General features: G+C 65.5%; 12 protein-coding genes. 9 read left to right on the plus strand and 3 right to left on the minus strand.

Going from position 1 to position 15128, the window contains the following annotated elements; genetic code table 11:
• Positions 1 to 43: 43 nt before the first annotated feature.
• Complete coding sequence (locus SBI20_RS03950) at positions 44 to 1312, minus strand: dipeptidase (RefSeq protein WP_317973821.1); 1269 nt, start codon at positions 1310 to 1312, stop codon at positions 44 to 46.
• A 53-nt stretch (positions 1313 to 1365) separates the two neighbouring features.
• Between SBI20_RS03950 and SBI20_RS03955 the strand changes: the two genes are divergently transcribed.
• Positions 1366 to 3003: an NAD(P)/FAD-dependent oxidoreductase gene (locus SBI20_RS03955; protein ID WP_317973822.1), complete on the plus strand. Its 1638-nt coding sequence runs from the start codon at positions 1366 to 1368 to the stop codon at positions 3001 to 3003.
• Positions 3004 to 3492: 489 nt separating this feature from the next.
• Positions 3493 to 4359, plus strand: coding sequence for a bifunctional methylenetetrahydrofolate dehydrogenase/methenyltetrahydrofolate cyclohydrolase FolD (gene folD, locus SBI20_RS03960; RefSeq protein WP_317973823.1), 867 nt, complete (start codon positions 3493 to 3495; stop codon positions 4357 to 4359).
• A 126-nt stretch (positions 4360 to 4485) separates the two neighbouring features.
• Here the strand turns inward: folD and SBI20_RS03965 are convergent, their stop codons facing one another.
• Positions 4486 to 5808 carry an MFS transporter gene (locus SBI20_RS03965; protein ID WP_317973824.1) on the minus strand — a complete coding sequence of 441 codons (1323 nt, stop codon included), beginning with the start codon at positions 5806 to 5808 and terminating at the stop codon, positions 4486 to 4488.
• A gap of 192 nt (positions 5809 to 6000) precedes the next feature.
• On the opposite strand from SBI20_RS03965, the gene cyoA reads away from it, so the two are divergent.
• From cyoA to SBI20_RS04000, 7 genes are all read left to right on the plus strand, one after another.
• Positions 6001 to 7179, plus strand: a complete 1179-nt coding sequence (gene cyoA / locus SBI20_RS03970; protein ID WP_317973825.1) for a ubiquinol oxidase subunit II — start codon at positions 6001 to 6003, stop codon at positions 7177 to 7179.
• 82 nt (positions 7180 to 7261) lie between these two features.
• Positions 7262 to 9310, plus strand: a complete 2049-nt coding sequence (gene cyoB / locus SBI20_RS03975; RefSeq protein WP_317973826.1) for a cytochrome o ubiquinol oxidase subunit I — start codon at positions 7262 to 7264, stop codon at positions 9308 to 9310.
• A complete protein-coding gene (cyoC, locus tag SBI20_RS03980; RefSeq protein WP_317973827.1) occupies positions 9307 to 9948 on the plus strand; it encodes a cytochrome o ubiquinol oxidase subunit III in 642 nt (213 codons plus the stop codon). The genes cyoB and cyoC overlap by 4 nt, the downstream gene beginning before the upstream one ends.
• Complete coding sequence (cyoD, locus tag SBI20_RS03985; protein WP_317973828.1) at positions 9945 to 10349, plus strand: cytochrome o ubiquinol oxidase subunit IV; 405 nt, start codon at positions 9945 to 9947, stop codon at positions 10347 to 10349. The genes cyoC and cyoD overlap by 4 nt, the downstream gene beginning before the upstream one ends.
• Before the next feature lie 8 nt (positions 10350 to 10357).
• On the plus strand, positions 10358 to 11074 hold the full coding sequence (locus tag SBI20_RS03990; protein ID WP_317973829.1) for an SURF1 family protein: 717 nt from the start codon (positions 10358 to 10360) through the stop codon (positions 11072 to 11074).
• Positions 11071 to 12396, plus strand: coding sequence for an ATP-binding protein (locus SBI20_RS03995; protein WP_317973830.1), 1326 nt, complete (start codon positions 11071 to 11073; stop codon positions 12394 to 12396). The genes SBI20_RS03990 and SBI20_RS03995 overlap by 4 nt, the downstream gene beginning before the upstream one ends.
• Complete coding sequence (locus SBI20_RS04000; RefSeq protein WP_317973831.1) at positions 12393 to 12977, plus strand: response regulator transcription factor; 585 nt, start codon at positions 12393 to 12395, stop codon at positions 12975 to 12977. Before SBI20_RS03995 ends, SBI20_RS04000 begins: the two co-directional genes overlap by 4 nt.
• A 50-nt stretch (positions 12978 to 13027) precedes the next feature.
• On the opposite strand, the gene SBI20_RS04005 is transcribed toward SBI20_RS04000, so the two are convergent.
• Complete coding sequence (locus tag SBI20_RS04005; RefSeq protein WP_317973832.1) at positions 13028 to 15070, minus strand: M3 family metallopeptidase; 2043 nt, start codon at positions 15068 to 15070, stop codon at positions 13028 to 13030.
• Positions 15071 to 15128 lie beyond the last annotated feature (58 nt).

Below are 15128 nucleotides of genomic sequence, written 5' to 3' on the forward strand. Positions count from 1 at the left end.
GCCTCCTGCATTCCTGATGCAGAAACATGGCCCCAGGCGCAAATCAATCCGCACCCTGCCCCTTTTCCTGTTCCTTCTTGGCCTCTGCTTCGGCAGCGGCCAGCACCCGCAGGACATTGCCTGACCAGATCTTCGCAATGTCGGCCTCGCCATAGCCGTTGCGGCGCAAGGCGGCGGTGACACGCGGCAGGTCTGCCACATCTTCGAGGCCCCTCACCCCACCCCCGCCGTCCCAGTCCATGCCGATCCCGACGTGATCGGGGCCAACGATGGCGAGCGCATGGAGCAGGTTGGCCATGAAGTCGTCGAACCCGGCGCGCACCTCGGGCCAGTCGTGGTCGATCCTGTGGCGCCGCGCGAGATAGTCGGCCCGTTCGGCCACGCTGAGCACGCGGTCCTCGGGATAGCGCTGCTCCAGATCGGCAAGCGCGGCCTTGCGCCCGGCGCTTTGCGGCAGGGCCTTCACATAGACCGAATTGATCTGGATGACCCCGCCCTGCGCGGCGAGCGCACGCAGATGCGCGTCATCAATGTTGCGCGGATGATCATAGACCGCCCTGCACCCCGAATGGCTGAGGATCACCGGCGTCTTCGACAGGCGCAAGGCATCGTCGAGCGCGCGGTCGGAGCTGTGCGACAGATCCGGCACGACGCCAAGGCGGTTCATCTGCGCGAGAAGCTGGACGCCCTCGGGGCTGAGCCCGTCCCATCGGGGCGCATCGGTGGCGCTGTCGGCGAACTGGTTGGTCTTGAAATGGGCAAAGCCCGCCATCCGCACGCCCAGCGCATGGAACGTCTGGAGCAAGGTGGGGTCATCGCCCAGCGGCCAGGCATTCTCGATGGACAGGAACACCACCCGCCGCCCCGACGCGGCGATGGGCGCGGCATCGGCAGCCCTGTCGGCCAGAGCGAAAGCCTTGGGGTTGGCGGCCACCATGTCGTGGATCGCCACGGCCCGCGCGAACGCATAGTCGCGCGCCGCGCGGGTATGGACCGGATCGAGCGGCCCTTGCGGGGTGTAGATCGCCCAGAACCCGCCATCGAGCCCGCCCTGCTCCATGCGCGGCACATCGACTTGCGTGCCATCGTCGCGCACGGCGTGACGCGCCATGATCGACCATCCGGGCAGAACCAGCGAGGCGGGCGTATCGAGATGGGTGTCGAGCGTCAGCAAGTGCTGGTGGAAGACCTGTTCGGCCTTCGTTGGCTCTGGCGGAAGGGGATCGGCCTGCGCGGGACAGGCCAGCAAAGCCAGCGCCAGCGACGAAAGGACGGGAGCGAGGATGGAGCACCGGGCAGAAAGGACACGCATGGCCCATTTCATCCCGCTTTCCCTCGCGCGGCGCAAGGGGTAGAGGCTGCCCCATGTTGCGTATCACCGAACTCAAGTTGCCGCTCGACCATGCCCCCGAAGCCATGGCCCCTGCCATCGCCGCCCGTCTGGGCCTGCGCGAGGACCAGATCGTGCGCTTTGCCATCGCCCGGCGCGGCAATGATGCCCGGCGCAAGAACGCGATCCAGCTGGTCTATGCCGTCGACGTGACCCTGCCCGAGGCGTTGGAAGCCGAAGTTCTGGAACGTCTGGCGGGCGACAGCCATGTCCGCCCTTCCCCCGATACGACCTATCGCTTTCCCGTCCGCGCGCCCGAGGGCTGGTCCCCTGCCCCCGGCGAACGCCCGGTGGTGATCGGCGCGGGGCCTTGCGGGCTGCTTGCCGCGCTGATCCTCGCCCAGATGGGGCTGAAGCCGATCATCATCGAGCGCGGCAAGGCCGTGCGCGAGCGGACCAAGGATACCTGGGCGCTCTGGCGCAAGTCGGTGCTGACGCCTGAATCCAACGTCCAGTTCGGCGAAGGCGGCGCGGGCACGTTCTCGGACGGCAAGCTCTACAGCCGGATCAAGGACCCCCGGCACCTGAGCCGCAAGGTTCTCGTCGAATTCGTCAAGGCCGGCGCCCCCGACGACATCCTGACCGAAGCCCACCCCCATATCGGCACCTTCCGCCTCGTGACGATGGTGATCGCCATGCGCGAGACCATCGAGCAACTGGGCGGTGAATATCGCTTCGGCACCCGCGTCGACGATTTCGAGGTCGAAACGGCGCCCGATGGGGCGCGGCGCCTGGCCGGGCTCCATCTCTCGACCGGCGAATACCTCCCGGCCCGCCATGTGATCATGGCCGTCGGCCATTCGGCGCGCGATACCTTCGAGGTGCTCTACAACCGGGGCGTGCAGATCGAGGCCAAGCCCTTTGCCATAGGCGTGCGCATCGAGCATCCGCAAAGCTGGATCGACACCGCCCGCTTCGGCGCCTGCGCCAAGAACCCGATCCTGGGCGCGGCAGCCTATGCGCTGGCCCACAAGGCCAGCAACGGGCGCTCGGTCTACAGCTTCTGCATGTGTCCGGGCGGGCGCGTGGTCGCCGCCGCGAGCGAGCCGGGCCGCGTGGTGACCAATGGCATGAGCCAGTATTCACGCGCGGAATTCAACGCCAATTCGGGCCTCGTCGTCGACATCACCCCCGAGCGCGACTTTCCCGGCCATCCGCTGGCCGGGATCGCCCTGCAACGCCACTGGGAAGAGCGCGCCTTCGTGGCCGGGGGCTCCACCTATCAGGCGCCGGGCCAGAAGGTCGGCGATTTCCTCGCAGGGCTCCCAAGCCGCGAACTGGGCAGCGTGACGCCATCGTATCAGCCGGGCGTCCACCTGACCGACTTGCGCGAATGCCTGCCCGATTTCGTGACCGATGCCCTGCGCGAGGCCCTGCCCGTATTCGGGCGCCAGATGGCCGGATACGATCACCCCGACGTGGTGATGACCGGCGTGGAAACGCGCACCTCTTCGCCCGTGCGCATCCCGCGCGGAAAAGACTTCGAGAGCCTCAACACCGCCGGCCTCTATCCGGCCGGTGAAGGGGCCGGTTATGCCGGTGGCATTCTCTCGGCGGCGGTGGATGGCATCCGCGTTGCCGAGGCTCTGGCCGCGCGCGTTCTGGGAGCCTGATTCGCCTGCCCCATGTTTCCTCTGCGTCGAGGGCAGTTTCCTCGTGGTTAATCGCGAGACGGCCCTCCCGTGCATACCTTTTCACGGATTTCCTGTCGCAGTGCGCCCTGTGGCAGGCCCGTTTCGAGCGTGGACAGCAAGCGCCTTAAATCGTTTGAAATTTGCGCCCGAAACGGAGGAACCTTGCTGTAAACGGCGGAAATGCCGGGTCACAATTGCGCAATTAGCAATTATTATTGCGTGAAACGCATTTGCTTGCCCCCGTCATCTGGGTCATTCGGAACACGCCTTTCAGGCATCCTCTCCCAAAACTTCCAGGGCCGATCGGACTTTCCGGGCGGCCCTTTTTTTTGCTTATCTCGCGGGATGTCGCTTCAGGGGCGAGCCCCTGCCATTTAGTATGTTGCACATACTAAAATTCCTGTGGCAACTTGTCGGGAAACCGCCGAAGGCACGAGCCTGCCAGGCTGAACGCACAAAGGGAGATCCATGGCCACGCTTATTGATGGAAAGGCAATTGCCCGCGCCCTCTCGCTCAAGACAGCGCAAGGTGTGGCCGAGATGGTGGCCCAGGGTAGCGAGGCTCCCGGCCTGGCCGTGATCCTGGTCGGCAATGATCCGGCCAGCGAGGTCTATGTCGGCCGCAAGATCAGCCAATGCGCCAAAGTCGGCATTCGCTCGGTCGAGCACCGCCTGCCCGCGACCACCGGCCAGGACGAACTGCTCGCGCTGATTGCCGCGCTCAATGCCGATGCCACCATCGATGGCATCCTCGTCCAGTTGCCGCTGCCCGCCCAGATCGACGCGGGCAAAGTGCTCGACGCGATCAACCCGGCCAAGGATGTCGATGGCTTCCATCCGGTCAATGTCGGACGCCTGTCGACCGGCACGGGCGGTTTGATCCCCTGCACGCCGCTGGGCTGCATGATGCTGCTCGACACGGTGGTGGAGGACTATCGCGGCCTCGACGCTGTCGTCATCGGCAAGTCCAACATCGTGGGCAAGCCCGTGGCGATGCTCCTGCTCGAACGCGAATGCACGGTGACCGTCACCCACATCGCCACGCAGGGCCTTCCTGACATCGTGCGCAAGGCCGATATCGTGGTGGCCGCAGCCGGCGCCCCCGAACTCGTACGCGGCGACTGGGTGAAGCCCGGCGCCATCCTCATCGACGTGGGCATCACCCGCGTGACCAACCCCGATGGCACTACCCGCCTTGTCGGCGATTGCGCCGCACACGAGATGGACCATGCCCGCGCCGTGACCCCGGTTCCGGGCGGCGTGGGGCCAATGACCATCGCCTGCCTCCTGTCCAACACCCTCCAGGCGGCCAGAACGGCCCGCACGGGTTCATAAGGCCGGAGAAGGCCGAAGAGGCCAGACACGAAAAAGGCGGTTCGGGACTGACCCGAACCGCCTTTTTTTGGGCCTGTTCTCTTCAGGACAGGCGCCCGGAGACGCCCACCCCCAAGAAACCCGACCTTACTTCGAAGCCGCGAGGCTGCGGTTGATCCACAGCGCCAGCAGCGTGCAGACCGCGCCCGAAAGCAGGTAGGCACCCGAAGCCAGCAGGCCGTGGTTGGCCGCCAGATACAGCGCCACGTAAGGCGCCAGACCGGCACCGAACAGCCAGGCCAGATCGCCGGTCAGGGCCGAACCGGTGTAGCGGTGACGCGCTTCAAAGGAGTCGGCAATGGCGCCCGACGACTGCGCGAACGAGAGGCCGAGCAGAACGAAACCGGTCACCATGAACGCGATTTCGCCGTTGACGCCGGTCCCCAGCATGGTGGGCGCGAAAGCCGAGAACACGGCAATCGCCGCAGCCGAGGCCCCCAGCAGCGTGCGACGGCCCACGCGGTCGGCCAGCGTACCCGAAACCACCATGGCGATCAGGCCGACAGCAGCGGCCACCGCTTCGATGGTCAGGAAGCCGGAAGGCTCCTGCGAGGTGAAGATGAAGACCCACGAGAGCGGGAACACGGTGACCATGTGGAACAGCGCGAAGCTGGCGAGCGGCGCGAAGGCACCGATCACGATGGTCTTGCCCTGCTCGCCGATCGTCACCGACGGGCGCTCGGCCACGAGGTCACGGGTTTCGAACAGGTGCTGGTATTCGGGCGACACGACCATGCGCAGACGCGCGAAGAGGGCCACCACGTTGATCGCGAAAGCCACGAAGAACGGGAAGCGCCAGCCCCAGGAGAGGAAGTCTTCAGCCGAGAGCGCCGAAGTCAGGAACGCGAACAGCAGGCTGGCCACGATCAGGCCCGAGGGCGCGCCCAGCTGCGGGATCATCGCATACCAGCCACGCTTTTCCTTCGGCGCGTTGAGCGCGAGGAGCGAGGCCAGACCGTCCCAGGTGCCGCCCAGCGAGAAACCCTGGCCCAGACGCAGCAGCGCGAGCAGCAGGATCGAAGTCTGGCCGATCTCGGCATAGCCGGGCAGGAAGGCGATGGCCGCCGTCGAGCCGCCAAGGCCGAACAGCGCGACAGTCAGCTTGAAGCCGCGACCATAGACACGGTCGAGCCACATGAAGAAGATGGTGCCGATCGGACGGGCAACGAACGCGAGCGGAAACAGCGCGAACGAGGCCAGCGTGGCGTTGAGCGGATCAAGATGCGGGAAGAACACCTTGGGGAACACGAGCACCGAAGCGATCGCGTAGACGAAGAAGTCGAAGAACTCGGAGGTACGACCGATGATCACGCCAATGGCGATCTCGCCGGGCGACACCGGCCCGTGACCGGCGTGTCCGTGGGAATCGGGCCCCTGCCCTTCGTGGTGGTCGACTACGGCAGCAGTCATGGGTGACACAAACTCCTTGGATTCCCCGGCGTTTTTCACAAACGCCGGGGAACGGCAATTGCAAACGCGCCGGATGGCCGACCGCCGGACGGCAGCCTGCCTTTGTTTTCCCTATTGTCTTGACCCAGCGCAAAAGGGATTGGACAAAATGTCCTATCGTTTGCACGCTCCACCGCTTCTAGGGCCCCATTCATGCGTGCGAAACTCTTGAATCGGGCGCGCCTGCTGCGCTGCGCCATCGTCCCGCTCCTGGCCCTGCCGCTTGCCGGCTGCGACTGGGTTGTTCTCAACCCCTCGGGCGACGTGGCGCGCCAGCAGGGCGATCTTGTCATAATCGCCACCTTGCTGATGCTGCTTATTGTCGTGCCCGTCATGGCCGCCATTGGCGTGTTTGCTTGGCGGTATCGTGCCGGGAATACCCAGGCCCGTTACGAACCCGAATGGAGCCATTCCACTCAACTCGAACTGATGATCTGGGCAGCTCCCCTGCTCATCATCATCGCCCTGGGCGCCGTGACCTGGGTCGGCACCCACCTTCTGGACCCCTACCGTTCGCTCTCGCGCGTCGACGCGCAGACCCCGCTTGCCGCCAATGCCAAGCCGGTCAACGTCGAAGTCGTCTCACTCGACTGGAAGTGGCTGTTCATCTATCCCGAACAGAACATCGCCACCGTCAATGAACTGGTTGTTCCGGCGAACCGCCCGCTGCGTTTCCGCCTGACCTCCTCGACCGTGATGAACGCTTTCTACGTCCCCGAACTGGCCGGCATGATCTACACCATGCCCGGCATGGAAACGAAGCTTCACGCCGTGTTCAACAAGGAAGGTACCTTCAAGGGTATCTCCTCGCACTACAGCGGTGCGGGCTTCTCGCAGATGCACTTCGTGACCCGCTCGGTCTCCGACCAGGACTTCAATGCCTGGGTTGCTTCGGTGAAGGCTGACAAGTCGGCCACCACCCTCGACCGCGCCGCCTACCTCCAGCTCGACAAGCCCAGCGTCGCCGAGCCGGTGCGTCACTACGCCACGGTTTCTCCCACCCTGTTCGACGCCGTCGTCGACCTGTGCGTCCAGCCTGGCCGCATCTGCCAGAGCCAGATGGCCATGATCGACGCCAAGGGCGGTGTGAGCAAGGAAGCCGCACGGCTCAACGTTGCCGCGCTCACTTACGACAAATCGGGCCGCGCGGCTGCCACGACCATCCTGCCCGGCAGCGTGGTTGCCCAGACCGACCGTTTCGTGAAGGCCTATTGCAGCGACAACCGTCCGATGTCCGCACCCAGCGGCGAGACGGCTGCGCCCAAGACGCTCGACCACCTGCGTGGTGCCGGTGTCAGCCTGGCCAATCCGCAGCTCCAGCCCGCCTCGTGAGAGGTGGGCCTGGCCCCTCTTATTTGATTACGCCGCGCCAGACCCGTTCCGGCCCTGCCATTTCTGACCGATGGATACCGCGATGACCGCTGTCCCCCTTCCAGCCACTGCCCCGCCGCAGTGGACACCGCTCCTGGGAAGAATTTCCCTTGAGCAGCTTCCCTTCCTCCACGAGCCCATCGTGGCCGCCACGTTTGCGGGTGTGATCCTTGGCGGGATCGCGCTGGTGGGCGTGCTCACCTATTTCCGCCTCTGGGGCTATCTCTGGAAGGAGTGGTTCACCAGCGTCGATCACAAGAAGATCGGGATCATGTACATGATCCTGGGTCTGGTCATGTTCGTGCGCGGCTTTGCCGACGCGCTGATGATGCGCCTCCAGCAGGCGCTGGCCTTCAACGGCAGCCAGGGTTACCTCAACCCGCATCACTTCGACCAGGTCTTCACCGTTCACGGCGTGATCATGATCTTCTTCGCGGCCATGCCGTTCGTCACTGGTCTGATGAACTACGTGGTTCCGCTCCAGATCGGTGCGCGCGACGTGTCCTTCCCGTTCCTCAACAACTTCAGCTTCTGGATGACCACGGGCGGCGCCGTGCTGGTCATGGCCTCGCTGTTCCTTGGTGAGTTCGGGCAGACCGGCTGGCTGGCGTTCCCGCCCCTTTCGGGCGCGACCTACAGCCCGGGCGTGGGCGTCGACTACTACATCTGGTCGCTCCAGATCGCCGGTGTCGGCACCACCCTGTCGGGCATCAACCTGCTCGCCACGATCATCAAGATGCGCGCACCTGGCATGACCATGATGCGCATGCCGGTCTTCACCTGGACCGCGCTGTGCACCAACGTCCTGATCATCGCCTCCTTCCCGGTGCTGACCGCCGTTCTCGTGCTGCTCTCGCTCGACCGTTACGTGGGGACCAACTTCTTCACCAACGACTTCGGCGGCAGCCCGATGATGTACGTGAACATGATCTGGATCTGGGGTCACCCGGAAGTGTACATCCTGATCCTGCCGCTGTTCGGCGTGTTCTCGGAAATCACCTCGACCTTCTCGGGCAAGCGCCTGTTCGGCTATACCTCGATGGTCTACGCGTCCATCGTCATCACCATCCTCTCCTACCTCGTCTGGCTGCACCACTTCTTCACCATGGGTTCGGGTGCCAGCGTCAACAGCTTCTTCGGGATCACCACCATGGTCATCTCGATCCCGACCGGGGCCAAGCTGTTCAACTGGCTCTTCACCATGTACCGTGGCCGCATCCGCTACGAACTGCCGATGATGTGGACCATCGCGTTCATGTTCACCTTCACCATCGGTGGCATGACCGGCGTTCTGCTCGCCGTTCCCCCGGCCGACTTCGTTCTCCACAACTCGCTGTTCCTCATCGCCCACTTCCACAACGTGATCATCGGCGGCGTCGTCTTCGGCACCTTCGCGGCGATCAACTACTGGTGGCCCAAGGCGTTCGGCTTCAAGCTGAACAAGTTCTGGGGCATGGTCAGCTTCTGGTGCTGGGTCCCCGGCTTCTGGCTGGCGTTCACCCCGCTCTACATGATGGGCCTGATGGGCGTGACCCGTCGTACCCGCGTGTTCGACGATCCCAGCCTCCAGCCCTACTTCATCGTCGCCCTGCTCGGCGCCCTGCTGATCGGTGCGGGTATCGCCGCCATGGTCATCCAGTACGGTGTGTCGATCTGGAAGCGTGAAGCCCTTGCCGACAAGACCGGTGGCGACCCCTGGAATGGCCGCAGCCTCGAATGGTCGACCAGCTCGCCCCCGCCCAACTACAACTTCGCGTTCACCCCGATCGTCCACGACCTGGATGCCTGGGCCGACATGAAGCAGGCCAAGGTCGGTCGTCCGACCGAAGGCTACCGCCCGATCCACATGCCCCGCAACACGGGCGCCGGTGTGGTCCTGGCTGGTCTGAGCACGATCCTTGGCTTCGGTCTGATCTGGCACATCTGGTGGATCGCCGCCCCGGCCCTCGTGGCGCTGATCCTGGGCAGCATCATCCATACCTTCAACTACAAGCGCGATTACCACATTCCCGTCGATGTCGTCGCCGCCAAGGAAGCGGAACGCACGGCTGAACTGGAACGCCTTGGCAAGACCCAGGGAGCCGCTGCATGAGCGACGCCACCCATCACGACGTCTCGGGCGTCCCCAGCAAGCTGGGGCGCTACTGGGACCTGAACGAGCATGACCACCCCGAGGGCCACAGCACCATGCTGGGCTTCTGGGTCTACCTGATGAGCGACTGCCTCATCTTCGCCATGCTCTTTGCCGCTTTCGGCGTGCTCGGTGGCAACTATGCCGCCGGGCCCGGCCCGAAGGAACTGTTCGAGCTGCCGCTGGTGGCCGTGAACACCTCGATGCTGCTGTTCTCGTCGATCACCTATGGCTTTGCCATGCTGGCGATGCAGCGCGGTTCGGTCTCGCAGACCCAGATGTGGCTGCTGGTCACCGCCGTTTTCGGCGCGGCCTTCCTGTCGATCGAACTCTACGAATTCTCGAACCTGATCCACGAAGGTGCAACGCCCCAGCGCAGCGCGTTCCTCTCGGCCTTCTTCACGCTGGTCGGCACCCACGGTCTCCACGTGACCTTCGGCCTGATCTGGCTGTTCACGATGGTCGTGCAGGTTTCACGCAAGGGCCTGATCCAGGCCAACAAGCGTCGCCTGATGTGCCTGTCGCTGTTCTGGCACTTCCTCGACGTCGTGTGGATCGGCGTCTTCACCTTCGTCTACCTGATGGGGATGCTGCGATGAGCGCTCTCAACCACACCGATCACGGGCACACCGATCATGGTCACGGCGACCATGGCCACCATCACGAAGAAGCCCATGGTTCCATGCGCGACTACGTGATCGGCTTCGTGCTCTCGGTCATCCTGACGGCGATCCCCTTCGCCATCGTCATGGGCGGCCTGATCACCGACCATCACACCGCCGCTCTCGTCATCGCGGGCTTCGCCGCGGTGCAGATCGTCGTCCACATGGTCTACTTCCTGCACATGAACGGCAAGGCCGAAGGGGGCTGGAACCTGCTGGCCCTGATCTTCACCGGCGTCGTCGTGCTGATCATTCTCTCGGGCTCGCTGTGGGTCATGTATCACATGAACACCAACATGATGCCCATGGGCGCGGAACAAGCCGCGCAGATGGACTGATCAAACCGATGAAAACGGGCAGTTCCCCCACACGGCGGGTGCTGCCCGTTTTCGTTCTGCTGGTGTTCATGGGCCTGTTCCTGGCCCTGGGCACCTGGCAGGTCAGGCGCCTCGCCTGGAAAGAGGCGCTGATTGCCGACGTGGACCGGGCGCTCCACGCCGCGCCGATTGCTCCGGCCGCACTTCCTGCCGGCGATGTCGCCCCCTTCTCCTATCACCGCCTGATCCTCTCGGGCCATTTCCTGCCCCAAGCCACTGTCCTCGTCACGGCGACCAGCCCACTGGGCAACGGCTATTGGGTCATGGTCCCGCTTGCCGCGCACCAAGGTGGCGTGCCGGTCTGGATCAACCGCGGCTTCGTGCCGCTGGGCACCCGTCTTGATGCGGCCCGTGGCGCCGTCCCCACCGGGGACGTGAGCGTGACCGGCCTGCTGCGTCCGAGTGAACCCAAAGGCACCCTGTTTCGCGCCAACCGCCCGTCCGACGAGCGCTGGTACGCGCGCGACCTTCCGGTCATGGCCGCCACCCGCCATCTGGGCACCGAGCCGCGCTATTTCGTCGACGCGCAGAGCGAGACCCCGCGCCCCACCGTGGCGCCCGTGCCGGTGCCGGGCCTGACGGTCATCGCCTTCCCCAACAACCACCTGTCCTACGCGCTGACCTGGTTCGCTCTGGCGGCCCTCTCGCTTGCCGCGACAATCGTGGTATGGCGCAAGGCTCGATGACCCCCATAAACCAGACACCCGGCCAGACACCCGGCCAGACGCCCGCTCCCCGCTCCATCTACCCCGCCGCCAGCGCCCGCAACATGGCGCTGCTGGTCCAGTTGCGCTGGGTCGCCGCCGCCGGACAACTGATCGCCATCTGGGTGAGCGTCTCGGTGCTCGGCCTCCGGCTCGAAATCGCACCGCTGGTCGCCGTTCCGGTGCTGATGATCGTGATCAACGGCATCACCCTCCTGCTCGACCGGGGACGGGTGGGCTACAGCCACGTCGAACTGCTCGGCGCGCTCACGCTCGACATGCTGGCACTGGCCTGGCAGATCTATTTCAGCGGCGGCACGGCCAACCCGTTCACGTTCCTGTTCCTGATGCAGATCGTCATCGGCGCCATCCTGCTCCCCCCCAGCTGGAGCGGCATCGTGGCTGGCATGGCCGCGCTGATCGTCGCGCGCCTCGCCTTTGCGCACCGTCCGGTAATCCTTCCGGCAGGCACGTTCGACGGCTACATGGAGCTGTTCCAGCTCGGCAACCTCGTGTGCTTCCTGCTCATGGCCGTGCTGCTGGTGTTCTTCGTGATCCGCATGGACCGCAACCGCCGCCAGAGCGAGGCGGCGCTCGCCACGCTGCGCCAGGAAGCCGCCGAGGAACAGCACATCGTGCGCCTTGGCCTGCTGGCCTCGGGCGCGGCCCACGAGCTGGGCACGCCGATGGCCACGATGTCGGTGATCCTGGGCGACTGGCAGCGCCATCCGGCCATCGCCGCCGACCCGGACTTGCGCGACGAGGTCCAGGACATGGCCTCCGAGCTCAGGCGCTGCAAGGCGATCCTCTCGGGCATCCTGATGAGCGCGGGCGAAGCGCGCGGCGACAACCCGCAGATCACCACGCTGGGCGAATTCCTCGGCACGATCGCCGACGAATGGAACGAACGCTGCCACGGTGCCGTCCATTTCATCAACAAGGTCGAGAGCGAGCGCCCCATCGTGGCCGACCCGGCGCTGCGCCAGATCATCGGCAACGTAATCGACAACGCCCTCGAAGTTTCGCCCCATCTTGTCGAATTCCGGGCAGAAATGGATGGCGGAGACATCCGCTTGACCGTACTGGACCGGGGACCGGGTTTCGCCCCCGAGATGCTCGCCTCGTTCGGGCGCCCCTACAACTCCACCAAGGGCCGCGAGGGCGGCGGGCTGGGGCTGTTTCTGGTGGTGAACGTGATCCGCAAGCTGGGCGGCCGCGTCGAAGTGAACAACCGGGCGACGGGCGGTGCCGTGGTGCGGTTGGTTATCCCAATGGCCTCGCTGGCCTATCGCACCGGGGAATGATGATGGATGATCCCGCAAGCAACCAGCCCGAAAAAAGCCCGGCATGGGACGATGACGTCCCCCACCTGGTGATCGTCGAGGACGATCCGGCCTTCGCGCGCACCTTGCGCCGCTCGTTCGAACGGCGTGGCTATCTGGTCGATCCTGCGGCAACCCCGGACGAACTCGAAGCCCTGCTCGACGCACGCGATTACCAGTTCGCGGTGGTCGACCTCAAGCTGGGCACGGGTTCGGGGCTGACTTGCGTGCAGATGCTGGCTGAACGCGATCCTGAGACCCGCATCGTCGTGCTCACCGGCTTCGCCTCGATCTCGACGGCGGTCGAAGCAATCAAGCTGGGCGCGTCTCACTATCTGGCCAAGCCCGCCAATACCGACGACATCGAGGAAGCCTTCGGTCGCGTCGGCGGCGATCCGACCGTCCCGCTCGACACGCGCAAGACGTCGATCAAGACGGTCGAATGGGAATATATCCATTCCACCCTCGTCGAATGCGATTTCAACATCTCCGAAGCCGCGCGGCGCCTGGGCATGCACCGCCGCACGCTGGCCCGCAAACTCGAAAAGCGCCCCTTGCGCTGATCTCCTGAGGCGAAGGAAAGACTGCTCTCCTTCGCCTCGGATCGGGCACCTCAGGCCGCCAGCCCGCGCACCCGCAACAGAGCCCCCGGATCGGGCGCCTGCCCGCGGAATGCCACGTAATTGTCCATGGCTCCGCGGCCGCCACCCTGCGAGAGCACTTCGCGGCGGAAGGCCTGTCCCAGTTCGCCCTGCCGCTCGGGCGCGGCGGCAAACTGTTCGTAGGCGTCCGACGAGAGCAGTTCGGCCCAGAGGTACGAATAATAGCCCGCCGCATAGCCACCGGCGAAAATGTGGCTGAAGGCATGGGCAAAGCGGTTCCATGCCGGATAGCGAACCACTGCCACTTCGGCGCGCACCGCGTCGAGCATGGCCTGAACATCGGGCGCCTCGCCCGCGGCCACATGCAACCGCATGTCGAACAGCGCGAACTCGATCTGGCGCAGGACCGCCAGCGCGCCCATGAAGCCACGCGCCGCGTCGAGCCGGGCGATCAGGTCGTCGGGCAGTGGCTCGCCAGTCTCGACATGGGCCGAGGCGGCCTTGAGCACGCGGGCATCGAACGCAAAGTTTTCGAGGAACTGGCTGGGCAGTTCGACCGCATCCCATTCCACCCCGCTGATCCCGCCGATCGAAGGCAGGTCGCCCTCGCCCAGCAGATGGTGGAGGCAGTGCCCCATCTCGTGGAACAGCGTCACCACGTCGCTGTGCTGGAGCAGGACCGGCTGTCCCGGTGCGGGCGGCGCGAAATTGGTGACCAGATAGGCCATCGGGATCTGCGCCTGCGCGCCCGCGCGGCTCGGCGAGCGGCACACGTTCATCCACGCCCCGCCGCGCTTGCCCTCGCGAGCAAAGAAATCGGCATGGAGGCGGGCAAAGGGCGCGTCCTCACCCGCGCGGAACAGCGCAAAGGCCCGCACGTCGCCATGCCACAGCCCTTGCGCGGGCTCCTCGCGCACACGGACGCCGAACAGGTGTTCGACATGGTCGAACAGCGCCGCCAGCACGCGTTCGAGCGGCAGGTAGCGGCGCACTTCCGACTGGTCGAGCGCATGGCGGGCAAGCCGTGCGCGCTCGCTGGCATAGGCCATGTCCCAGGGCTCAAGGCTCTCGATGCCCAGTTCGGCGCGGGCGAAGGCGGCAAGGTCGGCCAGTTCAGCCTCGGCCAGCGGACGCGCCCGGCGGGCCAGATCGAGCAGGAAGGCCTCGACCTCCTGCGGGCTCCCGGCCATCTTGGTCGCCAGCGAGAGCGCGGCGGCGTTGTCCTGTCCGAGCAGCCGGGCCGAAGCGGCGCGCAAGGCCAGCAACTGGTCCATGCGCGGCCCGTTATCGAACTGTCTGGCATGCGGCCCCTGATCGGACGCGCGCGTGGCATAGGCCTGCTGGACCTGCTCGCGCAGCGCACGGTCCTGCGCATACGTCAGGATCGCGATGACCACGGGCGCGTGAAGCGTGATCATCCAGCCTTCTTCGTGCCCCTTGGAGCGCGCCATCGCGGCCATTCCGGCCAGATCGGCCTCGGGCACCCCGGCCAGACGTGCAGCGTCGGTGATGTGGAGGGTCCAGGCCTCGGTCGCATCCATCACGGCATTGGCATATTCGGTGGTCAGGCGGCCCTGCTCGATCTGGTTTTCGGCAAACGCGCGGGCCTCCTCGCCATCGAGCGCGACGCCCGAGAGTTCGAAATCACGCAAGGCCAGCTCGCGCGCACGGGCGGCCAGCGGATCGAGCGAGGCCGGATCGATCGCGCGGATCGCCTCGTAGAGCGCGCGGTCCTGTCCGACAGCGGCAAAATGCGCGGCCACCAGCGGCTGCGCCTGCGCATGGGCGGCGCGCAGTTCGGGGGTATTGGTCACCGCGAGCAGGTGGCCGACCGTGCGCCATGCCTCGCCAAACCGGCGGTCGGCCTCTTCCTTGTCGGCCAGCATCGCCGGATCGCCCGCGCGGGCGGTAAAGGCCGCCATGGCCGCGCCGTGATCGGCGATCAGGCTGGTCACCGCCGGAACGATCTCCTCGGGACGGATGGCGGCGAAGGCAGGCTGGCCGTGGGGCGCAAGCAAGGCAAAATCGAGGTCGGTCGCGGCAGCTTGGGTCATGGAAAAGTTCGCGGCTCCAGTCTGTGTCCTGATCTCCAAGATAGGAAGCCCGCGCGGT

Source organism: Novosphingobium sp. IK01 (assembly GCF_033242265.1).
GTDB lineage: Bacteria > Pseudomonadota > Alphaproteobacteria > Sphingomonadales > Sphingomonadaceae > Novosphingobium > Novosphingobium pituita.

Excerpts from the sequence above, each read along its gene's own strand:
- cyoD (WP_317973828.1), top strand. The coding sequence starts at position 9,945 with ATGAGCGCTCTCAACCACACCGATCACGGGCACACCGATCATGGTCAC.
- SBI20_RS03955 (WP_317973822.1), top strand. The coding sequence starts at position 1,366 with ATGTTGCGTATCACCGAACTCAAGTTGCCGCTCGACCATGCCCCCGAA.
- SBI20_RS03950 (WP_317973821.1), bottom strand. The coding sequence starts at position 1,312 with ATGCGTGTCCTTTCTGCCCGGTGCTCCATCCTCGCTCCCGTCCTTTCG.
- cyoC (WP_317973827.1), top strand. The coding sequence starts at position 9,307 with ATGAGCGACGCCACCCATCACGACGTCTCGGGCGTCCCCAGCAAGCTG.
- SBI20_RS04005 (WP_317973832.1), bottom strand. The coding sequence starts at position 15,070 with ATGACCCAAGCTGCCGCGACCGACCTCGATTTTGCCTTGCTTGCGCCC.
- SBI20_RS03965 (WP_317973824.1), bottom strand. The coding sequence starts at position 5,808 with ATGACTGCTGCCGTAGTCGACCACCACGAAGGGCAGGGGCCCGATTCC.
- cyoA (WP_317973825.1), top strand. The coding sequence starts at position 6,001 with ATGCGTGCGAAACTCTTGAATCGGGCGCGCCTGCTGCGCTGCGCCATC.
- SBI20_RS04000 (WP_317973831.1), top strand. The coding sequence starts at position 12,393 with ATGATGATGGATGATCCCGCAAGCAACCAGCCCGAAAAAAGCCCGGCA.
- folD (WP_317973823.1), top strand. The coding sequence starts at position 3,493 with ATGGCCACGCTTATTGATGGAAAGGCAATTGCCCGCGCCCTCTCGCTC.
- SBI20_RS03995 (WP_317973830.1), top strand. The coding sequence starts at position 11,071 with ATGACCCCCATAAACCAGACACCCGGCCAGACACCCGGCCAGACGCCC.
- cyoB (WP_317973826.1), top strand. The coding sequence starts at position 7,262 with ATGACCGCTGTCCCCCTTCCAGCCACTGCCCCGCCGCAGTGGACACCG.
- SBI20_RS03990 (WP_317973829.1), top strand. The coding sequence starts at position 10,358 with ATGAAAACGGGCAGTTCCCCCACACGGCGGGTGCTGCCCGTTTTCGTT.